This is a genomic window from Paraburkholderia flava, from assembly GCF_004359985.1.
GTDB lineage: Bacteria > Pseudomonadota > Gammaproteobacteria > Burkholderiales > Burkholderiaceae > Paraburkholderia > Paraburkholderia flava.
The window spans coordinates 2,134,638-2,155,165 of the sequence record NZ_SMRO01000001.1 but is presented as its reverse complement, the minus strand read 5'-3'; the positions used below and the strand labels follow the sequence as shown (position 1 = coordinate 2,155,165).

Below are 20,528 nucleotides of genomic sequence, written 5' to 3'. Positions count from 1 at the left end.
CCTCACGCGTCACTCAAACGCGTCTTCAGAAAATCGATGAACAGTCGCGCCCGCGCCGGCAGCAAGCGCGTTTCGGTAATCGCGTGCACCTGGACCGGTGCGAGGCTCCATTCGGGCAGCACGCGAATGAGCCGCCCCGACTCGACGTCTTCGCGCGCGATCACGTTGTCCAGCACCGCAATGCCGACATCCTCCAGCGCCAGCGCACGGCTCAGCCCCACGTTGTTCATCGAGAAGCGCGTCGATATCGCAACGGCGACCGTCTCGTCGCCCCGATAGAACGTCCTCGCGCCATCGGCCGGCCGCGCCGCGCCCTGCACGCCGCAGACCACATGCCGGTCCAGATCGTTCGGATGGTTGAGCGGCGCAGCGCGCTTCAGGTACGTCGGCGACGCGTACAGATAGCGCGGCAGCACGGCGATCGGCCGCGCGACGAGCATCGATGGCGCAGTGGGCGGCGGCCCGATGCGAATCACGAGATCGAACGGATCCGCCTGTAGATCGATGCGGCGCGGCGTCAGGTCAAACTCGAACGCGATCAGCGGATACGCCGCCGCGAACTCCGCGATGAGCGGTGCGAAATAGCGGGTAGCGAGATCGACCGGCATCGATACGCGCAGCGTGCCGGTCGGACGCTCGGCCACTTCGAGCAACGACTCGTGCGCGATCCGCGCTTCTTCGACGATGCTTTGGCAGCGCTTGAAATAGACCTCGCCCGCATCGGTCAGCTCGACCTTGCGCGTCGAGCGATTCAGGAGCCGCAGGCCGATCGTTTTTTCGAGCGTTGCGATGTGCCGCGACAGCGTCGAGTTCGGCATGTCGAGCGCGTCCGCCGCCCGACGAAAACTCCGCGTTCGCGCGACCTCCACGAACAGCCGCATGTAGCTCAGTAGTTCCACGTCGATTGCTCCACTGATGGATCAGTGTATTCAATTGTAGATCTTTATCCCTTCCACGGATCAGTTCATTCTGTCGATACTCACTCACCACTCAAGGAATCGACATGAACCCGCTGAACGAAACCGTACGCATCGGCCAACACACACTGCGCAACCGCCTCGTGATGGCACCGATGACCCGCTCCCGCGCCGACGACAAAACCGGTGTTCCTTCCCCGCTCACCGAGCAGTACTACGCACAGCGCGCAAACGCCGGACTGATCGTTACCGAAGGCGTGTTCCCGTCGGCGATGGGCAAGGGTTACGTCCGGACGCCGGGCATCCATTCAGCCGCGCAGATCGACGGCTGGAAGCGCGTCGCCGACGCGGTCCACGCGCAAGGCGGCCTGATCTTCATGCAGTTGATGCACACCGGACGCATCTCGCACCCGAGCATGCTGCCCGACGGCGCGACGCCTATCGCACCGTCGGCGATCGCGGCCGAAGGCCAGGTCTTCACCGCGGCCGGGCCGCGGGACTTCGTCGTGCCGCGCGCGCTCGAAACCAGCGAGATCGCCGGCATCGTCGACGACTACCGCCGCGCGACACGTCACGCGTTGCAGGCGGGTTTCGACGGCGTCGAGCTGCATGCGGCGTCGGGTTATCTGCCGGAACAGTTCCTGTCGTCGGGGACCAACCAGCGCACCGATGCGTACGGCGGCTCGCTCGAAAATCGCACGCGCTTTATCGTCGAAGTATTGACTGCGATGATCGACGAAGCGGGCAGCGCTCGCGTCGGTATCAAGATCGCGCCGGAAATGGGCTTCAACAGCGTGATCGACGCGACGCCACAGGAAACGTTCCAGTACCTCGTGCAGCGGATCAGCCCGCTGAAGCTCGCGTATCTGCATCTGATGCGAACGGGCAGCGCATTCGACTACCGCTCGCTGCTGCGCCCGCTGTTCGATGGTCCGCTGCTGCAAGGCGGCGGGCTCGATCGCGACAGCGCCGCCGCGCTGGTCGCCGAACGCAAGGCCGACGCCACCGTGTTCGGCAGCCTGTATCTCGCGAATCCGGATCTGCCGGAGCGCTTTGCGGCCGGTGCGCCGCTCAACGCACCGCAGCGCGACACCTTCTACTCGGACGGTCCGCAGGGCTATATCGACTATCCGGCGATGGAACACGCGTAATGCAGCAGCTGTAGTAGCGTCCTTGCAGCAGCAAAAAATGGCAGACGCGAAGCGGACGATCACAACGATCGTCCGCTATGATTTCGCGATACCCGCCGGACTGCCGCACCATCACTCAAGGACGCTGCAATGACGATTCGACGAAGCGGTCACCGATATCGCGACGTAAGCACGGGCAAGACGCTCGACGTCTGGTTTCCGTTGGCGGACACCCCGCGCAAACGCAGCTGCCTCGCCGAGAAAGTCGGCGTGATTGCGGGCGACATCGTGGACGTAACGATCGAGTCGCTCGACGCACCGCCCGCGTCCACCGAAGAAGCGTATCTGCGCCTGCATCTGCTGTCGGAGCGCACCGTCAAACCGAACGAGATCAATCTCGACGGTATCTTCGGTCTGCTGCCCATCATCGCGTGGACGTCGGCGGGGCCGGTATTGCCGGCCAACGTCGACGATCTGCGCGAACGCGTGGCCGCCGACTATCACCATCTCACCGTGCCATCGGTCGATCGCTTTCCGCGCATGACGGACTACGTCGTGCCCGAAGGCGTGCGCATCGCGGATGCGGACCGCGTCCGGCTCGGCGCGCACCTCGCGTCGGGCACGACGGTGATGCACGAGGGTTTCGTGAACTTCAACGCGGGGACGCTCGGCGAAGCGATGGTCGAAGGCCGCGTGACGCCGGGCGTGACCGTCGGCAAGAACTCCGATGTCGGCGCAGGCTCGTCGATCATGGGCACGCTGTCGGGTGGCGGCAAGCAACGGAACGCGATCGGCGAGCGCAGCCTGCTCGGCGCGAATGCGGGCATCGGGATTTCGCTCGGCGACGAATGCATCGTCGAAGCCGGTCTCTACGTAACGGCGGGGACGAAAGTGAAGCTGCCCGACGGTACCATTGTCGCGGCGAGGCAGTTGTCCGGACAGTCGGGCCTGCTGTTTCGCCGGAACAGTCAGAGCGGCGCGGTGGAAGTCCTGTACACCGATGCGTCGCGCTGGGGTGGCCTGAACGCCAGCCTGCACGGCAACGGCTAACCGCAGGCTGACCGCATCGCACAGAGACGGAGACAACCCAGGAGGATCGAGAACCATGAACGACCAGCGTAACGTAGCGCCGGAAAGCACCGCAGCACGCGTCGCGTTGTGGCGTGCACTGCACGCCGAAGTCGATGCGGCTCCGCACGTACTGGAAGACCGGATCGGTCTGCAGTTGCTCGCGCCGGGCGAAGACTGGCGTGCGCGCGGCGACATGAATCCGGAGTTCACGCGACCGTTCCGCGCATCGATCGTCGCACGTGCGCGCTTTATCGAAGACCTGGTCATCGAGCACGCTGCCCAGGGGCTGGAGCAGTACGTGATTCTCGGCGCCGGCCTCGACAGCTTTGCGCAGCGGCGGCCAGAGATCGCATCGCGTCTGAAGATTTTTGAGGTCGATCAACCCGATCCGCAGGAGTGGAAACGGCGGCGGCTGATTGAACTCGGCTTCGGTGTGCCTGACGGGCTGCGCTTCGTGCCGGTCGATTTCGAAGCAGGCGATGTCTGGCTCGACAAACTCGTCGTCGCCGGCTTCGACACCAGCAAGCCGGCGATCGTCGTGTCTACGGGCGTGAGCATGTATCTGTCGAAGGAGGCGAACGCCGCCGCGTTGCGCGAAGTCGCGTCGCTGGCCTCGGGCTCGATACTCGCGATGACCTTCCTGCTTCCGCTCGAACTCGCCGATCCCGAAGTGCGCCCCGGCCTCGAGATGGCGGAGAAAGGTGCGCGTGCGAGTGGCACACCCTTCATCAGCTTTTTCACACCGCCCGATATTCTCGAGCTCGCGCGCGAAGCCGGTTTTTCGGAAGCACGTCATGTGTCGGCAGCGGATCTGACGCAGCGCTACTTCGCGGGCAGAAGCGACGGTCTCCGGCCGCCCGCGAATGCGGAAGAATTGCTGATAGCGAATACATGACACCAGGCTTTGCAGAATCGCAAGGACACGCTCACATGGACAAAACCGATCTTCAACAGATCTACCGGGGCTACATCGCGTGCCTGAATCGCCAGGACTGGCCGCTACTCGGACAGTTCGTCGCCGACGACGTGATGTACAACGACAAGCGGATCGGTTTGTCGGGCTATCGCGAGATGCTGGAGAAGGATTTTCACGAGGTGCCCGATCTCTACTTCGAGGTCCAGCTGCTCGTGTCGGAGCCGCCGGTTATCGCGAGCCGTCTGCGATTCGACTGCACACCCAGACACACGTTTCTCAGCCTCCCCGTCGACGGCAAGAAAGTCTCGTTCACCGAAAACGTGTTCTACGAATTTCGCGAAGGGAAGATCCAGCAGGTGTGGTCGATCATCGACATGGCCGCGATCGCCTCGCAGCTGTAGCCGCGTAATCGCGCAATCGCGTGGTCGCGCGCGCGATCTCGTTGCCCGTACTCAAGGAAACCAGCCGATGCAAAGACCCGATTTCATCAAACATTGGACCGAGCTGGAGAACCCCGAGGCCAGCACTTACAGCGGCGATTCCGAGAAGATGGATTTCGACGCGCCGTTGTCGGCGGCACTGGGCATCACTCGAATCGGCATTCATCACACGAGGTTGTTGCCCGGCCGGCGTACCTCCTATCCGCATGCCGAAAGCACCGAGCAGGAATTCGTCTACGTGCTGCACGGCAAGCCCGACGTGTGGATCGACGGCGTGCTGCATCCGCTAGTCGAAGGCGATTCGGTCGCGTTTCCGGCAGGCACCGGCATCTGCCACACGTTTCTGAACAACACGCAGGAAGAAGTCAGACTGATGGTGATCGGCGAACGTCCGCGCGACGACAACCGCATCAAATATCCGCTGAACCCGGCGCGCGAACTCAACCGACCCGATCGCTGGGTGGACTGGCCGGAAAGACCGATCGGCGATCACGACGGGATGCCGGATAAAAATTCGAACGACTAGACACGACGCGGCATGCTCACCGGCATGCCGCGTCGCCTCCATCACTGACGGATAACGTCAGAAGTTCGCGTGCAGGTTCACGAACGCGCTCAACGACTCGCCGACAAACGCACCCGCCGCATTCGCCGCGACGAAGTAACGACGATCGGTCAGGTTGTGCACGTTCAGGTCGACACCCCAGCGCCGCGACTCATAACCGACTGCCGCATTCGCAATCACGTACGACGGAATCGAGTTCGCATTCGTGATGTCGCTGTAGGTCTTCGCGACGTAGTTGATGCCTGCGCCCACGTGGAACCCAGGAATCCCCGCGATCGAGAAATCGTAGCTCGACCAGAGGTTCGCGATGTAGGCCGGCGCACCTTGCGGACGATTGCCCACCGACGTGATCCCCTGCGGGTTGTCGGTGATGACCGGATCCTGCGCGGTGACGTTCGCGACGACATGCCAGTGATTCGTGATCGAAGCATCGATCGATGCTTCGGCGCCGCGCGTCTTCTGACTGTCGAACAGCACCGACTCGACGCCGTTGACCGTCGTCGCCGTCGCGACGTTGTCGCGCTTCACGTCGAACAGCGCCGTGTTGATGATGTAGCGATCGTCGAGCAGCGAGAACTTGACGCCCACCTCGTACTGCAACGCCGACTCCGGCGCACCGATACCGTTCTGCACGTTCTCCGAGTTGAAGTTCGCGAGATGGCTCTTCGAGATGCCGAAGTACGGCGTCATCCAGGGCGTCAGCTTGTACAGCACGCCGACGTTCCAGCTGACCGGCGCATCGTTGCGCGTGTCGGTCACGCCGGCGAGCAGCGGTTGACCGCCGGTGCCGAAGCTGCCCGGCACCGTCACGTTCGGCGTCAGCGACGTATCCCACCAGTCGCGGCGAACGCCTGCACGGACCTTGAGCCGGTCGGTGACGTCGATCTGATCGGTAGCATAAATGCTGTAGTAGTTCGCGACCATGTGGTCGTTGTCGCACGAATGCTTCGCGTCGCACAGGAAGTTCAGCGCACCCAGCGACGTTTCCGGCGGCACCGGATTGAACGCATCGGGGATGTTCGGCAGGTCGGCGGTATCGCGATCGGTGTTCATCACCAGATGCTGATATTCGAAGCCCGTTAGCAGCGTATGGCCGACGCTGCCGGTCGCGAACTTCCACACCGGTTCGAGCTGATAGTCGAACGTGTTGTCGCTGTCGTCTTGCTGGCGGATCTGCCGGCCGACCACTTCACCGCCGCTGACCTTCGTGCTCGTGCTGTCGCCGTTGGTCAGCACGTCGAGCGAACGATGCAGGTACGACACGCGGTTGTTGATCGTCAGGAAATCGCTGATGCGCCATTCGTCGGAGAGCGTCGGGCGCACGTAGGTCTGATGCGCGAACGCGAACGGCGACGAGAACTTCGCGTCGCGCGACACGTTCGTCAGCGGCGAGCCGTGGAAGTAGACGATGCCGTACGAGTCCGGAGTCTGGTGCGAGTCGCGCAGATCCAGCGAGAACTCGATCTTGTGCTGGCCAAGCTGCCATTGCAGATCGGGTCTGACTTCGTAGTCACGTCCGCTCAGGTCGCGGAATCCGTCGGTGCGCGACACCGTCGCGTCGACGCGATAGTTCAGGCCCGAGATGCCGGTCGGCCCGGTGACATACGCGCTGGTGTCGATCGTGCCGAACGACCCGGCCTGCACGCTACCGCCGTAATGAAATTCCGACGACGGCTGGTAGTGCACGAGATTGATCGTGCCGCCCGGCGGCCCGCTGCCGAACAGCGCGGACCCCGGACCTTCGAGGATCTCGATCCGCTCGACGCCATTCAGCGAATGCGAAATGCCGCTGAGTTCGTCGCCGTCGGAAAAGCCGTCCTCATAGACCTGCGCGTTCAGGCCGCGAATCAGGAAGTGGTCGTAGTAGCCCTTCGAATCCTGACCGCCGTAGTTGATCCCGCTCGCGTTGGCGATCGCGTCGTGCAGCGTCGTACCGCCCTGCTCGGACACCAGTTGACGCGGAATGACCTGGACATTCGCGGGCAGATCTTCGAGCTTCGTACCGGTCTTGCTCGATGCAGTGCGCTGATGCGGATCGTTGACCGTGTTGCTTTCGACCAGCGGTCCGTAGCCGTTCTGCGCGGTGCCTTCGACGTGAATCGCCGGCAGCGTCGTGCCGGTCGATGCGGGGCTCGTCGCGCCAGGCGATTGTTCCGATGTTTGCGCCCAACCCGTTTGCGCGCACACCGCGCCCAGACAGATCGCGGCGATACGCGCGTCGAATCCCCCTCGTCTGCTCACACGCACAACGCGCGTGGCACACGCAGCGCGGCGCGCTTTCTTGACTTTCATTGCCATTCCCCATTTTTGGAAGTGTTGCAGCACGAGCCGATGAACGGCACGCGCGCAACGACACACGCATTGCTCCGCGTGGCTGTTTTAAAAAACACTTTTCTGTGGGGATTGGCCGGGTGCGATCGCTACGTGGCGAACGCGGTTTGACGGCGCATCGGGCGAAGCTGTCGCAACGCCCGACGATGCAAACGCGGTGTGCCAGCGCTTTATTCCATCGAGGCGACAAAAAATTTCATCTGGACTGTTTGTCTTGCGATTGGCTTTCGGGTTGCCCGCAAGTTTCTTTCGAGGGTGTCGCCCACGTTGCAAGAAGCGGCTTCTTGAAGAAGCTTCGCGCGCACCCGGCGATGGGGCCTTGAGCACGATGGCCGCAAGAGGCCTGTTGAGAAACGCACAGCGACACGCACACATTGCAGTGAGAAATGTCGATCTCTCACTGCATCATGCTGTCGCTGCGGAACCGTCCCTACGAATTTGCCAAACTGCTCTGTTGGCTGCGCCAGGATCAAAAGACGCTACGAATCCCTACCCGCCCAACCGCCTGCTTCTGATTCCCCGACGGATTGAACCCGGCGATCTGCGCAACCTGCGCATCCCCCGCGGCCTTCTGAAATACACCCAGCACATAGACCGACGTCCGTTTCGAAAGCGCGTACTCAGCCGTCAGGTTGAACTGGTTGTATTTGGGCTGTCCGTTCGTGGCGTGGTCACGGCCCGTGGTGTAGGTATAACCCGCGCCGATGGTGATCGCAGGCGTGGGATTGAACAGGCCCGACAGCTCGTAGTTCTGGAACGTTGCGTCATGCCCCGCGCTACCCTGCTGAAAAGTCGTATTCGTGAAGTCCGCGAGCACGCGCAGCGATTCCACTACCCGATACGACACCCCTACGCCAAATACCTTCTGCGCGCGGGCGTTGGCGAGGAAGTTTCCGTAGACGGCATTCGTGAAACCCGGATAGTTCTGGTAACCCTGCGTCGATACCTCTGGATCGTTGATACGCAGATAGCCGACGCCCGCACTGAACGATCCTGCCGCGTAGGTCGCCCCGGCACTGTATGTCGTGTTGTCGGAAAACTTGCCGGCGATCCCGCCGGGCGCATAGAGTCCGCCAAACGTGAAGCCGCCGATCGTCGGGCTGCGGTACTTGATCGCGTTGGAAATGGGGAAGCCGTTGTCGGTGTTATCCATATCGTTCGGATGCGCGAAGTAGTAGCCGCCGATGTTGCCGTTCAGCGTAAAAGGCTCGACGAAATCGACGATCGAATCCCATTGACGCCCGAACGTCACCGTACCTGCCCGCTGGCTTTGCAAGCCCACGTAGGCATTGCGTGAAAACGCGAGTCCGCTGCCGAGCCGTCCCGAGTTGAGATCGAAACCGCTTTCGAGACGGAACACCGCGGCAAGGCCGCCGCCGAGATCTTCGGTGCCCCGCACGCCCCATCGACTGCCTGCCGTCACACCCGAAGCAAGCTGAACGAGATGAGCGCCCTGCACGTTGCTGACCACGTCGACGCCGTCTTCGACGATCCCGTACAACGTAACCGAGCTCTGCGCATGGACGGGCGATACGGCGACCATGACTGGAATAACCGCTGCAATTTTTTTCATCATATGAACGCCTGCTTTAGAGGGTGGGGAAATAGATCGGCTTCCAGAAAAAGCACTGCGGTCACCAGGTTGAGGCTCTGGCCGAAAAAATTCATCCGACCGTGATTTTGAGTGAACGCGGCAAATTCTCTTATTTTTATTTCGGATACCTATATTTATAGAATTCAGATAACTTTCTATTTATATCTTGGTTGGTCAGGCGTGGTTCAACAGAACCCTGGCTACCAGTCCAAACGCAATCACTCCGGCAATCACCGCAAAACCTTGCTGCAACCTCGAACTACTCAAGTGCGTTGCGAATCTGCGCCCAATGAGCATCGCGCCCACTGCGCCCGCTGCGAACGGAATCGCAATGGACCAGTTCATATGCCGTTGCAGCGCTGCCGACACCACGCCGCTCACCGAGACGAGCGCGACGACTCCGAGCGAAGACGCGACGATGGTCTGCATCGGCAGATCGGTCGACCGCTTCAGCGCGGGCACGATCACGAAGCCGCCGCCCACGCCCAGCAATCCCGACAGAAAACCCGCTACCGCGCCCCACATCGCCAGGACGCGCGCGCACGGCAGCGTCCAGATCAGGCGGCCGCAGGCGGTATCGAGATGGCAACGCACGGATGGCGCGGACGCAGAAGCCTCATGCGATCCGCTTGCCCGTCGATACATCTGAACCGCCACATAGGCGAGCACCCCGGCAAACAACACCGTGAGCGGTGTGTTCGGCACGTGCCGCGCGGCCCACAACCCTGCAGGCACCATCAGCATGCCGGCGGCTGCAATCAAACCTGCCGCGCGATATCTGACGATGCCCGCCCTGAGTCCGAGGCAAGCACCGAGCACCGCGGACGATGCCACCGCGAGCAGACCGATAGGCGCAGCCTCGACCACGGAAAGCCGCAAGCCGAACATCAGCAGCGGCACAGCGATGATCGAGCCGCCCGCGCCGGTCAATGCAAGCGTGGCACCGACACACGCACCGAGCGCGATGCTGGTCAACGCGATGAACGACAGCGCGCTCATGCTTGCGGCTTCGTCGAACCGGCGAGCCATTCGCGGCCCTTCAACAAGCCGTTCCAGTAAAGCCACGGAAGGAGACGGGCCTTCAGATGCCACATCAAAGCGCGCGGCACGGTCGGATCGAGCGGGAAGGTCGGCAGCAACTTGCCGCCGTAGCCGAACTCGGCCAGCACGACCTTGCCTTTCTCGACCGTCAATGGACATGCACCGTACCCGTCATAACGCGCGGGTAACGGTTGGGCATCTATCGCGGCCAGCAGATTCTCCGCGACGACCACGATCTGTTTGCGAACGGCCGCGGCCGTTTTGGCGCTGGGTGCCGAACACGCATCGCCAAGCGCAAAAACGTCCGGGTAACGCGGATGCACGAGCGTCTCGTGATCGACCTCGCACCACCCTGCCTTATCCGCGAGCACACTCTCGCTGACAACCGCCGGCGGAAGTTGAGGCGGGACGACATGCAACATGTCGAACGGCTTGTCGATACGCGCTACGCCGCCGGCCGCGTTTTTCACGCTAAACGAAGCGACTTTGCGGGCACCGTCCACGCTCACCAGATTCGAACCGAACGCCAGCGACGCGTGATAGCGCTCGATGTACTTCATCAACGACGGGACGAACGCCGCCACCCCGAAGAGCGCCTCTCCGGCAAGATTGAACTCGACATCGATCTGCTCGAGCACGCTCGTCCTGAGCCAGTGATCGCAGGACAGGTAGAGCGCCTTTTGCGGCGCCCCCGCACATTTGATCGGCATGGCCGGCTGCGTAAAGATCGCGTTGCCGCGCTTTAACTCGCTGACCAGCTTCCACGTGTACGGCGCCAGATCGAACCGGTAATTCGACGTCACACCGTTCTTGCCCAGCGTCTCTTCCAGTCCTTCGATTTTTTCCCACGCGAGCCGCAAACCGGGGCAGACGATGAGCCTGCGGTAACCCACTGCACGCCCATCGTCGAGCCGCACGACATGTCGTTCCGGCTCGATCGCGCTGGCGCTCGCCCGTAGCCAGTGCGCGTTGTCGGGCATCACCGACGACATCGGTCGCACCGTGTCGTCGATATCGAATGCGCCGCCGCCGACCAGCGTCCACGCCGGTTGATAGAAGTGCCGCTCCGCGGGTTCGACGATCGCGATACGCAATCCGGGCCGGCGACGCAGCAAACTCGCCGTCACGCCGATACCCGCAGCGCCGCCACCGATCACCACTATGTCGAACGTTTCCGCGTTCCCTGAAGATGCTGCATTCGTCGTCATCGCGATACCTGTTACCTGTGCTTCCAGATGGGTTGTCTCTATCTGCCGGCTGCGTCAAAACGTATCAAAACGTATTGAGCGGCAGCTTCAGATAGCGCACACCGTTTTCTCCAGCCGGTGGCAAAACGCCGGCATGGATGTTCAGTTGAATGGACGGGATGATCAGCGCGGGCTGGCCAAGCGTCGCATCGCGCGCGTTGCGCATCGCGACGAACGCGTCCACCGTGATGCCGTCGCGGACATGAATGTTCGCCGCCCGCTGCTCGGCCACCGTGGTTTCCCAACGCGCTTCGCGGCCATCGGGCGGATAGTCGTGACAGGCGAACAGACGCGTCTGCGAAGGCAGGCTCAACAATCTGCCGATCGATTCGTACAGCGTGCCGGCATCGCCGCCCGGAAAATCGCAGCGCGCGGTGCCGACATCCGGCATGAACAACGTGTCGCCCATGAATGCGAGGCCGTCGAATACATAGGCCACGTCGGCCGGCGTGTGACCGGGCACATGCATCACGCGGCCGGTCAGCGCGCCGACCTGAAACGCTTCGCCGTCGGCGAACAGATGATCGAAGAACCCCGCCTCCGTCCGTGCGGAAGAATCGAGATCGAAGATCCGTTCGAACACGGCCTGCACCGAGCCGATACACTCGCCGATCCCGATCGCGCCGCCGAGTTTTCCCCGCAGATACGCTGCCGCGGATACGTGATCGGCATGCGCATGCGTTTCCAGCAACCACTGAACCTGCAGGTTTCGCTCCGCGACGAAGCGGACCACACGATCCGCGGAATGCGTCGCGATGCGCCCGGCATGCGGTTCATAGTCGAGCACCGAATCGATGATCGCGCAGGGGGAACCCACGTCTTCGTACACCACATAGGTGATGGTCGATGTCTGCGGATCGTGGAATGCTTCGACGCATGGCTTCATGCCTGACTCCCGAATGAATGGCTATCGACGCGCATCAGCCGGGATACGTATGCAGCAGCGCGGCAGCTGCACGGAAATCCGGCGTGAGCGGCCGGTCACGCTCCAGGAACGCAACCTTGCCGCGCAGCGCGGTGTAGAGACTCATGGTAGCCGGCGAAAGCGTGAAGTCGGGTTGTTGTTGCCTGCGCAGATCGACGGCTTGACTCGCATGAATCAACTCGATACCCAGCAGCGTAAAACTGTTGTCGATCTGCTGCTGCACGCGTTCGACCACGCGCGGCGCGTTGGTCGCGATGTCCTCGATATCGCCGGCAACCGGCAGATAGTCCATCGACACCGGCATCGCGAGTTCCTTGTTCTCTTCGGCGAGCGCCACCGGCGGCTTTTCCATCGCGCCGAACGCGTGCACGGTCTGTGCCGTGCCGAGGAAGCGCGACAGGCCGCTGCGTACCGGATCGTTCAGCTTGATGATGCGCTGCGCCGACGCGAGCGAGTTATGCCCGAGCACCAGTCCCAGTTCTTCGAACGACAGCACCCACGGCAGCGGTTCGAAGTTCGCGCTCGGCAGCACCGCGCCGGTCACGCCGTTCGCATCGACATAACCGTGGCGATCCTGCCAGCGCGCCGAGTGCGCCTTGACGTTCACCGCGACGCCGGGGTTGTCATCGGACGAATTGAGCTGGATCGCGAGCAGTGCCTGCGCGCTCGCATATGCGCGCTCTTCTTCGCCGATCAGATACACCCCGTCGCGATAGCTCAACGGATCCTGCAGCGCACGCTTGTCGTCGCGATTCCAGATGCTGCTGCCGGCCAGCAGTGTGCGCAGTTCGTCACCCGCTCGCACGGTCGCCGGGAACGGGCGCAACGCGAGCGTGTCCTGCAGCAACGGCGACACATTGCCGTTGAACGCCTGCAGACTCAATGCGTAGACCAGCTTCGACACCTTCAGCAGGCGGCCCATGTCGTTGAGCGCCAGCGCCGCCATTCCCGCCGAATACGCGTTCGAACTCAGGATCGCGAGCGCGTCCTTGCCGTACGGCTGGATCGGTTTGATACCGGTAGAGGCGAGTGCTTCGGACGCAGGAATCTTGCGACCCTGGTAGTAAACGTCGCCTTCACCGAGCATCGCGAGACCGACGTGACTCAGAATCGTGATGTCCGCCTCGCCGAGCGAACCGCCCGACGGCATCGCCGGCGTCACGCCGCGATTCAGGAACTGCACATAGGTATCGACGATGCTGGTTTGCACACCGGCACCGCCGTTGAGCATCGCGTTCAGACGGGCTGCCATCGCGGCGCGTGCGGTACGCACGTCCATGTCAGGGCCGACACTGCCCGAATGCGCGTGAATCAGACCGACGTTGAAGCGCCCCGACGCATCGATGATTTCCTGCGTCAGTTTGCCCTTCGCGTCGACCATCGAGCGATCCTTGTTCTCGCCGACGCCGGTCGTCAGTCCGTAGATCTGCTGGCCGGCCTGCGCGGCTTCCAGCAGCACCGCATGCGCAGCTTCGACGCGCTTCATCGCCACCGGCGCAACGCTGATGGTTTCGCCGTCGGCGATACGGGCGATGATTTCCGGCGTGGCGGAATGACCGTCGAGCACGACATCGGCAAATGAGAAAGAGGCATGGGCCAGCGCGGCTACAACGAGCGCGCAGCGGATGGGTCGCAACATGATTCGGGATCCTTGTTTGTTTATAGTTCGACTTGACGACGGAGCCATACGAGGGAGATCAACGCAACGACACTGGCGGCCATGACGTACCACGCGGGCGCGAAGACATTCCCCGTGCTCTCGGTCAACCACGTCAGGATGGCGGGGGCGAAGCCGCCGAAAATCGTCACCGCCGCGTTATACGAAAGCGACATGCCGGTCGAGCGCACGCGCGTGGGGAACAACTCGGACAGCGCGGATGGGGCCACGCCGGTGAACAGCGCGACCATCACGCAGAACAGCACCTGAACCACGATCAGCGCAAACAGCGTATGCGTGGCCTGTAGCCACACCAGCAACGGATAGACGCCGATCAGCATCGACGCGGCGCCCCAGGTCAGCACCGTGCGCCGTCCGAAGCGGTCGGACCATGCGCCGGCATAGACGCAGGTCACCGCCATGAAGCAGTTGCCGATCAACGCCGCGAGGAATGCCTGCTTACCCGGAAAGTGCAGCGTGCGCTGCACGTAGATCGGCATGAAGATGATCAACACATACACGCACACCGCCCACAGCACCGAGAAGCCAAAGCCGGTTGCCAGTGCCTGCGGATAGTCGCGCACCACCTGCAGCAGCGGCGTTCTGGCGGCCTGATGCGCACGATGCTGACGATCCATTTCCGCTTCGAACTGCGGCGTCTCGTGCAGCGTTTTGCGCAGCCACAAGCCGACCGGTGCAATCGCGAGTCCGAGGATGAACGGCACGCGCCAGCCCCATTCGCCGATCTGCTCGCGGCTCAACAGCAACGTGACAGCTGTCGCGACTAACGCTCCGAGGATGTTCGAAATCGCCATGCTCGCCTGCAGCCACGACGCGTATTTGCCCTTCCTGTCCGGCGGCGCATGTTCGATCAGGAACGCGGCCGCCCCACCCACTTCGCCGCCGGCAGAGAAGCCTTGCAGCATGCGTCCGCAGACGATCAGCAACGGCGCGCCGAACCCAATCGCGGTATAAGGCGGGGCAAACGCGATGATCGCCGTACCCAGTGCCATCACCAGAATCGTGACGGTCAACGCAGCCTTGCGGCCCACGCGGTCGCCGTAGACCCCGAGCACGAGCGCGCCTAACGGACGCACCACGAAGCCGAGCCCGAAGGCAAGAAACGCCTCGAGCAATTCGGCACCGGCATCGCCGTGGCTAAAGAAGTTCTGCGCGATATACACCGCGAAAAACGCATACACCGAAAAGTCGTACCACTCCAGCGCATTGCCGATGGACGCGGCCAGTACCGCGCGGCGTCCGGTCTGCTGCGCACCGGGCGCGACTGGAACATCGGCGGCGTCGCTCGCCGCGATGGGGCTCGTATGGGACATGGGATCAGATCCGGATGTAGGCAAGAGACTTGCGTTCGGCTTCATCGAGCGCCTCGGGATAGCCTGCATCGGCGTAGCGCATCACGCCCATCGACGTGTCGTTGGTCATCGACAGTTGCAGGCGTTCGTCGGCCTGTGCGGTGCCGTCCGCGACCACGGTCACGCCCGCGCTTGTCATATAGCCGCTGTAGCCGCCGCCGCCGGAGTGAATCGCGACGAGGTCCGCCATCGACGAGCAGTTAACCATCGCATTGAGCAGCGGCCAGTCGGCGATCGCGTCCGAGCCGTCGCGCAGGTTCTCGGTCATGATGTTCGGATGCGCCATCGCACCGGCGTCGAGATGGTCACGCGTGAAGGCCACCGGCCCGCTGAGCACGCCTTCGCGCACCATCCGGTTGACCGCGAGCGCGAGTTCGGTGCGCTCGCCATGGCCGAGCCACGCGATGCGCGCGGGCAAACCTTCGAACGGCACGTATTGACGCGCGAGCCGGATCCAGTTGACGACGATCGCGTTGTCCGCGAAATGCTCGATCAGGTAGTCGTCGATCTTGCGGATGTCGTCGGCGTCGTTCGACAACGCGATCCAGCGGAACGGCCCGATCGCGCGACAGAACAACGGACGCAGAAACGCTTCGGTAAACACCGGAATCTCGAACGCGCGCTCGACGCCGCCGTCCTTCGCATGCGTGCGAATCAGATTGCCGTTGTCGAACACGATCGCGCCGCGATCCTTGAACCCGAGCATCGCGTTCACATGACGCACGATCGACGCGCGGCTCGCGTTCATCAGCGCGGGGATGTCGGTCGTGCGCAGCGCGCGCACCTGGTCGAGCGTGTGGCCGATCGGCACGTAGCCGTAGACGAGATCGTGCGCGGCGGTCTGATCGGTGACGATGTCCGGGATCACGTCGCGCGCGAGAATCTCCGCGTAGATCTCCGCGGCATTGCCGAGCAGGCCGACCGACAGCGGCTCCCGCGTCGCCTGCGCGTCGCGGATCATCGCGAGCGCTTCGTCGAGATCGCGGGCCTGCTTCTCCAGAAAGCCGATCTTGATGCGCTTGTCGATACGCTCTTGATCGACTTCGACCGTCAGGATCGCTGCACCCGCCATGCGGCCCGCGAGCGGTTGCGCGCCGCCCATGCCGCCCATGCCCGCAGTCAGGATGAAGCGTCCGCGCAGATCGTTATCGAAGTGCCGTTCGGCGATCCGCGAGAAGATTTCATAGGTGCCCTGGATCACCCCTTGCGAGCCGATGTATTGCCAGTCGCCTGCTGTGAGTCCGCCCCAGCAGATCAGGTTTCTCTGTTCGAGGTCGTAGAAATTCTCCGCCTTCGCCCACTGGCCGACCAGGTTGCAGTTCGCCATGATGACGAGCGGCGCGCGCGCATGGGTGCGCAGCAGGCCAATGGGTTTGCCGGACTGCACGACCAGCGTCTGATCTTCGGTCATGGTCTTCAGCGCGTGGACGATCGCATCGTGCGACGGCCAGTCGCGTGCGGCGCGTCCGAGCGCGGCGTAGACGATCAGTTGCGCGGGGTCCTCGCCCACGGCCAGTACGTTTTCCAGCAGACGCAGCAATGCTTCCTGTCGCCAGCCTTTGCAGCGCAGCGTCGTACCGGAAGCGACGTTGAATTCGCGTTTCATGTTCGGTGGTTCCTTGAACTTAGTCGGCGAGTGCGTACGCGGACAGGTCGATACCCAGCGCTTTCTCGACCGGCGGATAGACGGCGGGATCGCTCACCGACGACGACAGCGGCAACTGCTTCTTGTGCACATGGAGCACCAGAATCTCCATGCCCTCCTTCAGATTGCCGGCGCTGATCGGGCGCCCGTCCGTATCGAGCGTGGTAATCACATCGGGATAACTGGCGATGCGCACGCCGTGTGCATCGTCGACTGCCATGTGTTCGTTCATCACGTGGATCAGACAGCGCTGCGCGCCGGTGCCGATCTCCACGACGCCGACGTCGAACGCTTCGTCGGTGTACTTCAGCGTGTTGCGCACCACCTTGCCGCTACCGATGATCGAGCCTTGCGTGACCTTGCAGATCGCGTCGACGACGGCGGAAGGTCCCTTCGATTCCGCCGCGATGATCGCTTCGCCGAGCGCCAGCGCGCGGCTGATGCCGCCGAGCGCCGCGTGTTGGCGCACGTAGGAAGCGCGCACAGGATTGCGGCAACTGGCGATGAATCCACCGGACATGTCGGAGGCTTTGCGCAGCACCGGCGACACTTTCGCGGTCGCGCCGCGCACCACGAGTTCCATGTACGCATGCTTCGCGCGGTTGCCGCCGGCAGCGGCCTGGATCATCGGTTGAGGGCTCGAAGCGAGACCGAGCGAGCCCATGTCGCCGGTCGGATGCGCGCGGATATCGCCGACCGCGTCGACGACTTTGGTGCCGAGCAGCGCGGACGGCAGCCAGCCGTTGAGCGTGCTCGACATGCCGTTCTGGCCGATGATCAAGCCCGCGATCGACGCGCCGAGCGCGTCCTGCACGAGCTGCACGGCCTTCACGTAGTCGGCGCCGAGCATCTCCCATTCGGTGAGGCCGCCGGGCGCGCCGATCGCAGCAGCGGTCGCGATCCATGCGTCGTCGGCCAGCTCGTCGATCGATACCAGTTCGGGGCGACCGATCGTGACCGCGAGCGTCCCCAGTTCGCGACCGTGCGCGGCCCAGCCGCCACCGCCGCAGGCGAACACCGAGCCGCCTTTCACGGCCGCTTCAACGTCCTGCAGATTCAGGATGCGCCCCATGTCTTTCCCCATCGTTCGTTAAGAAGTGCTCGACGCCGCGCACGCTGCCGGCCGTTTTGCGGGCCAGGTGCAGTGCCGTGTAGCGATCGAATGGGGTGAGTCTAGGGAATCAATTTTTTAACGCGGTATTGCTTTTTTATGGCGGGAACATAACGCGATGTTATGAGGCGGGTATACGCGGATAGGCCGGATGCGTCGACAATCAGAGCTCGGTATGCAGCGTTTCGAGCGTCGCGATGAACGCCTGCGCCGTGCGCGACAACGGTTCCAGCACTGCGTGAATCACGCTGACCGGCGCGGCGACCGCCGGCTCGACCGGCCGCACGACCATGTTCGACCACGCCGGACCACCGATCGTCAGCTCGTCGATCAGCGCGATGCCGACGCCGGCCTGAACCAGCGCGCAAGCCACGTGAGCCTGCTGGACTTCGGTCTTGATACGCAGCGTGCAGTCGGCGTCGACGAACATCTTGCGCACCAGTTGTCCGAAGGGAATATCGCTGCCGTAGCCGATGAACGGCTGATCGACGAGGTCGCGTACATGCAGCGTCTCGCGTTGCGCGAGAGGATGGCCGACCGGCAGCGCAGCGACGATACGATTTTCGTGGATCGTGCGGATCTGGACGTTCGGATGCGTCTCCTGCATGAACGCGATGCCCAGGTCGACCTGCTGCGTCAACACCGCCTGCAGCAGGATGTTCGGCAGCAGCGTGTGCAGGATGATGCGCACATCCGGAAAGCGCTCATAGAACAACGCGATCGCGCGCGGGATCAGCGACTGCCCGAGGTTCGGGCTGCATGCGATGCGCAGATGGCCGATGCGGTTTTCGATCAGATCGTCGGCCACTTCGTTGACGCGCTGCACGCCCTGATAGACCACGTTCACTTCGGTGAACAGGCGCCGCGCTTCGGGCGTCGGATAAAGCCGCCCCTTGATCCGCTCGAACAGCGACAGCCCGAGCCGTTGCTCCGCGTAGGAAATCAGCCGCGATACCGCGGGCTGCGACACGTGCAGGAGCTTGGCCGCGCCGCTGATCGACCCCGTCAGCATGATGGCGCGAAACACTTCGATTTGCCGCAGATTCAGTCTCAAATGATTAACCTGATGTTATGTGGACCGGATAAATAAGCATAAGACATTTTGGAATGCCGCTGCCTACACTTGCCCGAATTCAGGTGACACCGAAGCGCGAACGCGCGGGAGACGGAGGCAAGATGAGCGATTTCGATCTGGTGGTGCGCGGCAATATCGTCGACGCGGAACGTGTCGTGATGGACGGCTGGCTCGCGGTGCGCGACGGTCGCGTGGCGCTGCGCGGCGACGGACCGCCGCCGGCCGCGAAGGATTTCGTCGATGCGCGCGGGCAATGGGTGATGCCGGGTGTGATCGACGGCCAGGTGCATTCCGGCAGTCAGGCGAATCAGGAAGGTCTGGGGCATGCGTCGCGTGCGGCGGCGGCGGGCGGCGTGACCGTGATGGTCGACATGCCCTATGACGACCCCGAACCGGTTGCGTCGCGTGCGCAACTGGAGGCGAAGATCGCCGAGGTCGAGCGCGACTGCCATGTGGACGTCGCGTTGTTCGGCACGCTCAACGACCGGCATGGGCTGCAGGCAGCAGCCGGCCTGATAGACGGTGGCGTGTGCGCGTTCAAGTTCTCGACCTTCGAAGCCACGCCCGGACGTTTTCCGCGCGTCGAAGAAGATGACCTGTACGAGGCATTCCGGTTGATCGCGCCGTCGGGTCTCGTGTGCGGCGTGCACAACCAGATGCAGGATCTGACGCGCAAGAACGTGAGCCGGATGATCGACGCCGGAGATACCGGCTGGGACGCGTTCATGCGCGCGCATACGCCGTTGATCGAAAATCTCGCGACCGCATTGATCTACGAGATCGGCGCCGAGACCGGTGCGCGGGCTCATGCGGTACACGTGTCGACGTCGCGGGGCTTCGAGCTGTGCGCGATGTATCGCAACGCAGGGCATCAGGCGACCATCGAAACGTGCGTGCAGTATCTGATGCTCAATCACGAAGAGCATACGAAGCGCTTCGGCGCGAAAACCAAGCACTATCCGCCGATCCGGCCGAAGGCGGAAACCGAACTGCTGTGGAGTCATATCGCCAACGACGCGTGTACCTTCGTCTCGTCCGACCACGTGAGCTGGGGACTCGAACGCAAGGGCAATCCAAACGTGTTCCGGAATTCATCGGGCGGTCCGGGACTGGAGACGCTGTTGCCCGCGTTCTGGACCGGCTGCGAAAACCACGGCATTGCACCGACGATGGTCGCGAAGCAGCTGGCCCGCAATCCCGCGCGCCACTTCCTGCTGCACGATCGCAAAGGCACGTTCGACACGGGCGCCGACGCCGACATCGCGATTCTCACGCCCGAACGTTATGCGTTCGATCCGTCGCATAGCCTCGCCGCCGTGCAATGGAGTTCGTTCGAAGGCATGGAGTTCAACGTGCGCGTCGCGGCGACTTACTGCCGCGGACAACAGGTGTTCGACGGTGCACGCATCGTGAACCAGAAAGGCGACGGACGTTTCCTGCGCCCCGCTTCCTTCAACCGCGCCGGCATGTTGCCGGCAGCCTCGTGAGCC

17 protein-coding genes are annotated in these 20,528 nt (G+C 62.9%); 6 read left to right on the top strand and 11 right to left on the bottom strand.

What is annotated here, in order from left to right; translation table 11 throughout:
* Positions 1–2 precede the first annotated feature (2 nt).
* Positions 3–899 carry a LysR family transcriptional regulator gene (locus tag E1748_RS09540; protein WP_133646839.1) on the bottom strand — a complete coding sequence of 299 codons (897 nt, stop codon included), beginning with the start codon at positions 897–899 and terminating at the stop codon, positions 3–5.
* Positions 900–1,003: 104 nt separating this feature from the next.
* Here E1748_RS09540 and E1748_RS09535 point away from each other — a divergent pair, with 104 nt between their 5' ends.
* From E1748_RS09535 to E1748_RS09515, 5 genes are all read left to right on the top strand, one after another.
* Positions 1,004–2,068 (top strand): alkene reductase, encoded by a 1,065-nt coding sequence (locus tag E1748_RS09535; RefSeq protein ID WP_133646838.1) that lies wholly within the window; start codon positions 1,004–1,006, stop codon positions 2,066–2,068.
* A 129-nt stretch (positions 2,069–2,197) separates the two neighbouring features.
* Complete coding sequence (locus E1748_RS09530) at positions 2,198–3,097, top strand: tetrahydrodipicolinate N-succinyltransferase N-terminal domain-containing protein (protein WP_133646837.1); 900 nt, start codon at positions 2,198–2,200, stop codon at positions 3,095–3,097.
* A 55-nt stretch (positions 3,098–3,152) separates the two neighbouring features.
* A complete protein-coding gene (locus E1748_RS09525) occupies positions 3,153–4,013 on the top strand; it encodes a class I SAM-dependent methyltransferase (RefSeq protein ID WP_133646836.1) in 861 nt (286 codons plus the stop codon).
* A 35-nt stretch (positions 4,014–4,048) separates the two neighbouring features.
* Positions 4,049–4,435: an ester cyclase gene (locus E1748_RS09520; protein ID WP_133646835.1), complete on the top strand. Its 387-nt coding sequence runs from the start codon at positions 4,049–4,051 to the stop codon at positions 4,433–4,435.
* A 67-nt stretch (positions 4,436–4,502) separates the two neighbouring features.
* Positions 4,503–5,000, top strand: a complete 498-nt coding sequence (locus tag E1748_RS09515; RefSeq protein ID WP_133646834.1) for a cupin domain-containing protein — start codon at positions 4,503–4,505, stop codon at positions 4,998–5,000.
* A 57-nt stretch (positions 5,001–5,057) separates the two neighbouring features.
* Here the strand turns inward: E1748_RS09515 and E1748_RS09510 are convergent, their stop codons facing one another.
* The 10 genes from E1748_RS09510 to E1748_RS09465 all read right to left on the bottom strand — a co-directional run bounded on the left by E1748_RS09510 (position 5,058) and on the right by E1748_RS09465 (position 19,017).
* Positions 5,058–7,331 carry a TonB-dependent receptor gene (locus tag E1748_RS09510; RefSeq protein ID WP_133646833.1) on the bottom strand — a complete coding sequence of 758 codons (2,274 nt, stop codon included), beginning with the start codon at positions 7,329–7,331 and terminating at the stop codon, positions 5,058–5,060.
* Positions 7,332–7,839: 508 nt separating this feature from the next.
* A complete protein-coding gene (locus E1748_RS09505; protein ID WP_133647319.1) occupies positions 7,840–8,943 on the bottom strand; it encodes a porin in 1,104 nt (367 codons plus the stop codon).
* A 195-nt stretch (positions 8,944–9,138) separates the two neighbouring features.
* Positions 9,139–9,963 carry a sulfite exporter TauE/SafE family protein gene (locus tag E1748_RS09500; protein WP_133646832.1) on the bottom strand — a complete coding sequence of 275 codons (825 nt, stop codon included), beginning with the start codon at positions 9,961–9,963 and terminating at the stop codon, positions 9,139–9,141.
* Complete coding sequence (locus E1748_RS09495; RefSeq protein WP_133646831.1) at positions 9,960–11,213, bottom strand: NAD(P)/FAD-dependent oxidoreductase; 1,254 nt, start codon at positions 11,211–11,213, stop codon at positions 9,960–9,962. Before E1748_RS09495 ends, E1748_RS09500 begins: the two co-directional genes overlap by 4 nt.
* A 64-nt stretch (positions 11,214–11,277) precedes the next feature.
* Complete coding sequence (locus tag E1748_RS09490) at positions 11,278–12,138, bottom strand: MBL fold metallo-hydrolase (RefSeq protein ID WP_133646830.1); 861 nt, start codon at positions 12,136–12,138, stop codon at positions 11,278–11,280.
* A gap of 34 nt (positions 12,139–12,172) precedes the next feature.
* On the bottom strand, positions 12,173–13,816 hold the full coding sequence (locus E1748_RS09485; RefSeq protein ID WP_133646829.1) for an HAL/PAL/TAL family ammonia-lyase: 1,644 nt from the start codon (positions 13,814–13,816) through the stop codon (positions 12,173–12,175).
* A 20-nt stretch (positions 13,817–13,836) separates the two neighbouring features.
* Positions 13,837–15,168: an MFS transporter gene (locus tag E1748_RS09480; protein ID WP_133646828.1), complete on the bottom strand. Its 1,332-nt coding sequence runs from the start codon at positions 15,166–15,168 to the stop codon at positions 13,837–13,839.
* Between the two features lie 4 nt (positions 15,169–15,172).
* Positions 15,173–16,813: a urocanate hydratase gene (locus E1748_RS09475; protein ID WP_133646827.1), complete on the bottom strand. Its 1,641-nt coding sequence runs from the start codon at positions 16,811–16,813 to the stop codon at positions 15,173–15,175.
* A 19-nt stretch (positions 16,814–16,832) separates the two neighbouring features.
* The gene (locus tag E1748_RS09470) at positions 16,833–17,924 is read right to left on the bottom strand and encodes a DUF917 domain-containing protein (RefSeq protein WP_133646826.1); all 1,092 of its coding nucleotides are present in this window, start codon (positions 17,922–17,924) and stop codon (positions 16,833–16,835) included.
* A 202-nt stretch (positions 17,925–18,126) separates the two neighbouring features.
* Positions 18,127–19,017 (bottom strand): LysR family transcriptional regulator, encoded by an 891-nt coding sequence (locus E1748_RS09465; protein WP_133646825.1) that lies wholly within the window; start codon positions 19,015–19,017, stop codon positions 18,127–18,129.
* Between the two features lie 122 nt (positions 19,018–19,139).
* Here E1748_RS09465 and E1748_RS09460 point away from each other — a divergent pair, with 122 nt between their 5' ends.
* Positions 19,140–20,525 (top strand): dihydroorotase, encoded by a 1,386-nt coding sequence (locus tag E1748_RS09460; RefSeq protein WP_133646824.1) that lies wholly within the window; start codon positions 19,140–19,142, stop codon positions 20,523–20,525.
* The last annotated feature ends 3 nt before the right edge of the window (positions 20,526–20,528 follow it).

Coding starts and splice junctions, on each gene's coding strand:
- E1748_RS09535 (WP_133646838.1), top strand. CDS start 1,004: ATGAACCCGCTGAACGAAACCGTACGCATCGGCCAACACACACTGCGC.
- E1748_RS09530 (WP_133646837.1), top strand. CDS start 2,198: ATGACGATTCGACGAAGCGGTCACCGATATCGCGACGTAAGCACGGGC.
- E1748_RS09525 (WP_133646836.1), top strand. CDS start 3,153: ATGAACGACCAGCGTAACGTAGCGCCGGAAAGCACCGCAGCACGCGTC.
- E1748_RS09520 (WP_133646835.1), top strand. CDS start 4,049: ATGGACAAAACCGATCTTCAACAGATCTACCGGGGCTACATCGCGTGC.
- E1748_RS09515 (WP_133646834.1), top strand. CDS start 4,503: ATGCAAAGACCCGATTTCATCAAACATTGGACCGAGCTGGAGAACCCC.
- E1748_RS09510 (WP_133646833.1), bottom strand. CDS start 7,331: ATGAAAGTCAAGAAAGCGCGCCGCGCTGCGTGTGCCACGCGCGTTGTG.
- E1748_RS09505 (WP_133647319.1), bottom strand. CDS start 8,943: ATGAAAAAAATTGCAGCGGTTATTCCAGTCATGGTCGCCGTATCGCCC.
- E1748_RS09500 (WP_133646832.1), bottom strand. CDS start 9,963: ATGAGCGCGCTGTCGTTCATCGCGTTGACCAGCATCGCGCTCGGTGCG.
- E1748_RS09495 (WP_133646831.1), bottom strand. CDS start 11,213: ATGACGACGAATGCAGCATCTTCAGGGAACGCGGAAACGTTCGACATA.
- E1748_RS09490 (WP_133646830.1), bottom strand. CDS start 12,138: ATGAAGCCATGCGTCGAAGCATTCCACGATCCGCAGACATCGACCATC.
- E1748_RS09485 (WP_133646829.1), bottom strand. CDS start 13,816: ATGTTGCGACCCATCCGCTGCGCGCTCGTTGTAGCCGCGCTGGCCCAT.
- E1748_RS09480 (WP_133646828.1), bottom strand. CDS start 15,168: ATGTCCCATACGAGCCCCATCGCGGCGAGCGACGCCGCCGATGTTCCA.
- E1748_RS09475 (WP_133646827.1), bottom strand. CDS start 16,813: ATGAAACGCGAATTCAACGTCGCTTCCGGTACGACGCTGCGCTGCAAA.
- E1748_RS09470 (WP_133646826.1), bottom strand. CDS start 17,924: ATGGGGCGCATCCTGAATCTGCAGGACGTTGAAGCGGCCGTGAAAGGC.
- E1748_RS09460 (WP_133646824.1), top strand. CDS start 19,140: ATGAGCGATTTCGATCTGGTGGTGCGCGGCAATATCGTCGACGCGGAA.